Origin of the sequence: Microcoleus sp. PH2017_05_CCC_O_A, assembly GCF_020738785.1 — a bacterium.
Classification (GTDB): Bacteria; Cyanobacteriota; Cyanobacteriia; order Cyanobacteriales; family Microcoleaceae; genus Microcoleus.
The window spans coordinates 1-3,957 of sequence record NZ_JAEQCB010000264.1 but is presented as its reverse complement, the minus strand read 5'-3'; the positions used below and the strand labels follow the sequence as shown (position 1 = coordinate 3,957).

Annotated in this window: 2 protein-coding genes; both read right to left on the bottom strand. The window is 48.6% G+C overall.

From position 1 onward, the window contains the following. Positions 1-123 precede the first annotated feature (123 nt). A complete protein-coding gene (locus JGK20_RS33335; RefSeq protein WP_293233681.1) occupies positions 124-2,367 on the bottom strand; it encodes a hypothetical protein in 2,244 nt (747 codons plus the stop codon). Then, the coding region (locus JGK20_RS33330; protein WP_293233679.1) for an ATP-binding protein at positions 2,360-3,957 on the bottom strand (1,598 nt) is incomplete at its 5' end. The genes JGK20_RS33330 and JGK20_RS33335, both read right to left, overlap by 8 nt.

Sequence of the window (3,957 nt, the reverse complement as noted above, 5' to 3'; positions counted from 1 at the left end):
TTATTTAATATGGTGCGTGATTACACAATCATTCTGCCTATTCAGGACGGCAATGTCTGAGGGGTGACACCCCTCAGACATTCGCCAACAGTCTCTTTCTAACCGCCGGGTAACTGTCAACTGTCAACTGTCAACTGTCAACTGTTTAACTCCCTCCAATCGCAGGAAATGCACCCGGCCCGATCGATCGCCCGCTACAACTGTCACTCCATCAGCGGCGATCGCACAGCAAGCAAACCCACCATCTCCGCTGAAACTAGCAATCTCCTTGCCGCTAAGCAAATCCCAGATTTTCACAGTTTTATCGTCTGAAGCCGAAATTGCGAGTTTGCCGTCGGGGGTGATCGCGACTGCATATACCCCCTGAGTATGACCTGTAAGAGTTCTGAATTCGCTGCCACTGTCGATGTCCCAGATTTTAAGGGTGTTATCCCTTGAAGCGGAAATTGCTTGCTTGCCGTCGGGTGCGATCGCTACTGCTGTTACACTGTGAGTATGACCGGTGAGAGTTATCAGTTCCCTACCGCTGTTTATGTCCCAGATTTTGAGGGTGTTATCCGCTGAAGCCAAAAGGTTGTAATCCCCTGAAGCCGAAATCGCTATGAGGCCGTCTGGTGAGATCGCGACGGCAAATACCTCCTGAGTATGACCGATAAGAGTTCTCAATTTCCTGCCACTGTCAATGTCCCAGACTTTTAGGGTTTTATCCCCTGAAGCGGAAATCGCTGTTTTGCTATCTGGTGCGATCGCTACTCCCCATACCTGTTGCGTATGACTGGTGAGAGTTCTCAATTTCCTGCCACTGTCGATGTCCCATATTTTCAGGGTTTTATCCCAGGAACCGGAAATTGCTCGCTTGCCGTCTGGTGCGATCGCGACTGCTGATACCATATCAGTGTGACCGGTCAGAGTTCTCAGTTCCCTCCCGCTGTCTGTGTCCCAGATTTTGAGAGTGCGATCCCTTGAAGCCGAAATCGCTGTCTTGCCGTCTGGTGCGATCGCGACTGCATATACCTCCCGAATATTACCAGCAATAGTTCTCAATTCTCTGTCGCTGTCTATGTCCCAGATTTTGAGATTGCTATCGTTTGAAGCGGAAATTGTCGTCTTGCCGTCTGGTGCGATCGCGACTGCTTTTACCTCGTCATTATGGCCGATGAGAGTTGTTAGTTTTCTACCACCGTGGATGTCCCAGATTTTGAGGGTGTTATCCCGTGAAGCAAAAATCGCTGTTTTGCCATCTGGCGCAATCGCGACTGCTAATACCCATAACGTATAGTCGGTGAGGGCTCTCAGTTGGATGCCAGTGTCGATATCCCAAATTTTGATGGTGTTATCGTCTGAAGCGGAAATCGCGGTTTTGCCGTCTGGTGCGATCGCGACTGCTGATACATAATTAGTATGACCGATAAGAGTTGTAAGTTCTCTACCACTTTCGATGTCCCAGATTTTGAGGGTGTTATCCTCTGAAGCGGAAATCGCTCGTTTGCCATCCGGTGCGATCGCGACTCCCCATACCGAGTCAGTATGACCGATGAGAGTCAAAAGTTCCCTTCCGCTGTCTGTGTCCCAGATTTTTAAGGTGTTATCGCATGAAGCTGAAATCACTGTTTTGCTATCTGGTGCGATCGTGACTGCTGATACCGAATCAGTATGACCGATCAAAGTTCTCAGTTCTCTTCCGCTGTCTGTGTCCCAGATTTTCAGGGTGTTATCCCATGAAGCGGAAATCGCTCGTTTGCCATCCGGTGCGATCGCAACTGCCGTTACTGGGTCAGTATGACCGATGAGAGTTCTTAGTTGCCTACCGCTGGCTGTGTCCCAGATTTTGAGCGTGTTATCCTCTGAAGCGGAAATCGCTGTTTTACCGTCTGGTGCGATCGCCACTGCCCATACTCCATCAGTATGACCGACAAGCGTCCGCAGCGCCCCTTCATTTGCCCGCTCTAAATTAGCCCTCAAAGGCCGCAGCCAAAGACTATTTTTCGACTGCTTGGCTTGTTCCAGCAACCCCTGAATATCAGTCATTTCAAAATCTAGCAACCTCCCCAATAATTGCCCTACTAATTCAGTTTTATCCCTATCCAAAACGTGCGCCGACTTCCGAATTGCCCCCTGAATCAACCCCAAACTTTCCCCTTGCCCCTCCGACAGCAAAACATCAGAAACTCTCGCCAAATCGTAATCCTCAATTAACTCTTGAACCCCCACCGCATCCAACTTCGCCTCAATAAAATCAAAATCCGTCAACAACTGATGCAACCGTTCCCCTTGAACACTCTGGGCCAAATGCCCAGGCAGAGTTTCCAAAGCATAAAGCCGCTTTTTCGGCGACAGTTTCCCCAACCGTTCTTTAAACTTACTCATCGCCGTACAAATCCTCCCACAAATTATCTGAAATTGCCGTTTCAATATCCCGCAGCGACACCCCAGCTTTCTGCACCACATCTATACGATGCAGAAATCTTTGGAAACTCGCGTGATAGATACTGTAATCGGGAGGACTATCACCGCTACGCCGCAGAAACTGTTCCCAATCATCCAGAACTTCCTGCACATCCAAAGCATCTTCTTCCGCAAAATCCGCCAAGATATCGCAGCAAACCGGCTTGCGAGTTTTCGTCAACAAATAAATCACCTTCAACTTCCGGCGGCGCAATTCCTTATCTTTAACCGCCATTTCCATCCGCGCCCAATGCTTGTCATAATATCCTTCCAACTCCCTCGGCAAATCTTGCAAATTCACATCGCTGTACTTGCCGCTATCGATATCATTCAGCACGTAGCGCAGGTACATAAAATTATTCTGGCTTTTTTCCGCCACCGCCGCCACAAACTTTTCGCGCTGCAAGTTTTGACGGTTAATCCAACTCTGAATAGACGCGCTGTTCCCCGTGCGTTTGTCAATATAAACCTTGACATCCGCCAAACTTTCTGCACTGTACTGCATCAAATCAAAAACTTCATGATTTGGCAAAGGCAGAGTTTTCGGCTGCTTCGAGACAATAAAATAAACATTATCCGGCAAAGCATCGGGCAAATAGAGGACATTGCTGATGCGCCCCTGCAAATTCAAATCCACTTCATCCAGGGCATCGACGACAATAATCAACTTTTTGTCGCCCAATTTAGCGCTGACTTCCCCCAACAATCGACTCAGAAAATTGCCATCTCTGGTGGCATTTTCCGGTAGTTGCGGATAATTTAGTTGATAGCCGCGAATTAACTGAGTGCAGGCATTTTCGAGAAATTGTTCGGCGCGGACAATGCCTTGAGATTGCGAGTTAAAATGGGCGACACAGCGCCGCTTCAGCAGCAGCACTAACTTCGCCATAATTGAACTTTTCCCAACTCCCGGATCTGCTTCTAAAACAAAATAGCCTTTGCGATTGTTCTGCAAGAATTCGGCAATTGCTGCAAACACAAATTGGCGGCCGGTAAAGTCTTGAGTCCGATCGGCAATAATCGTTTCGCACTCGTAGGGAAGCGGCAATCTCGGCGCGGAAGTATCAACAAATCGTTCCAGTAAATTCTGAATCTGCGCCAAATCATCGCGGATGCCAATTTCGATCGCCTCCAATTTCACCATCACTTGACAAATCTGCTGCCGAGTCGCCACGGCCTCCAATTTTTGCAGAATCTCCCCATTTTGCAGCCCCAAAGCTCTTAATTCTGTCAAAGCAATTTGGTGGAGATTCAACAGCATCGCCGCAAACTTTTCTCCTCCCTTCGCCGCATCCAGTTTCAGCACTTCGCGGTAGGCTTTCGGGAAAGTTGTATATAGTTTGTCCGCCACAAATTCCACGATTTCTGCATCGAAGGATTTGCCCTCACTGGCGGCGAATTCCCCCAGAAAAGTTGCCCAATCTGCTGGTGTCAATCCGGTAACGCGATCGAACTCCTCGGCATCGGCAGAAAAAATCCCAGTTAGCTGCTCTTCTGAAATCTGTAAACCCC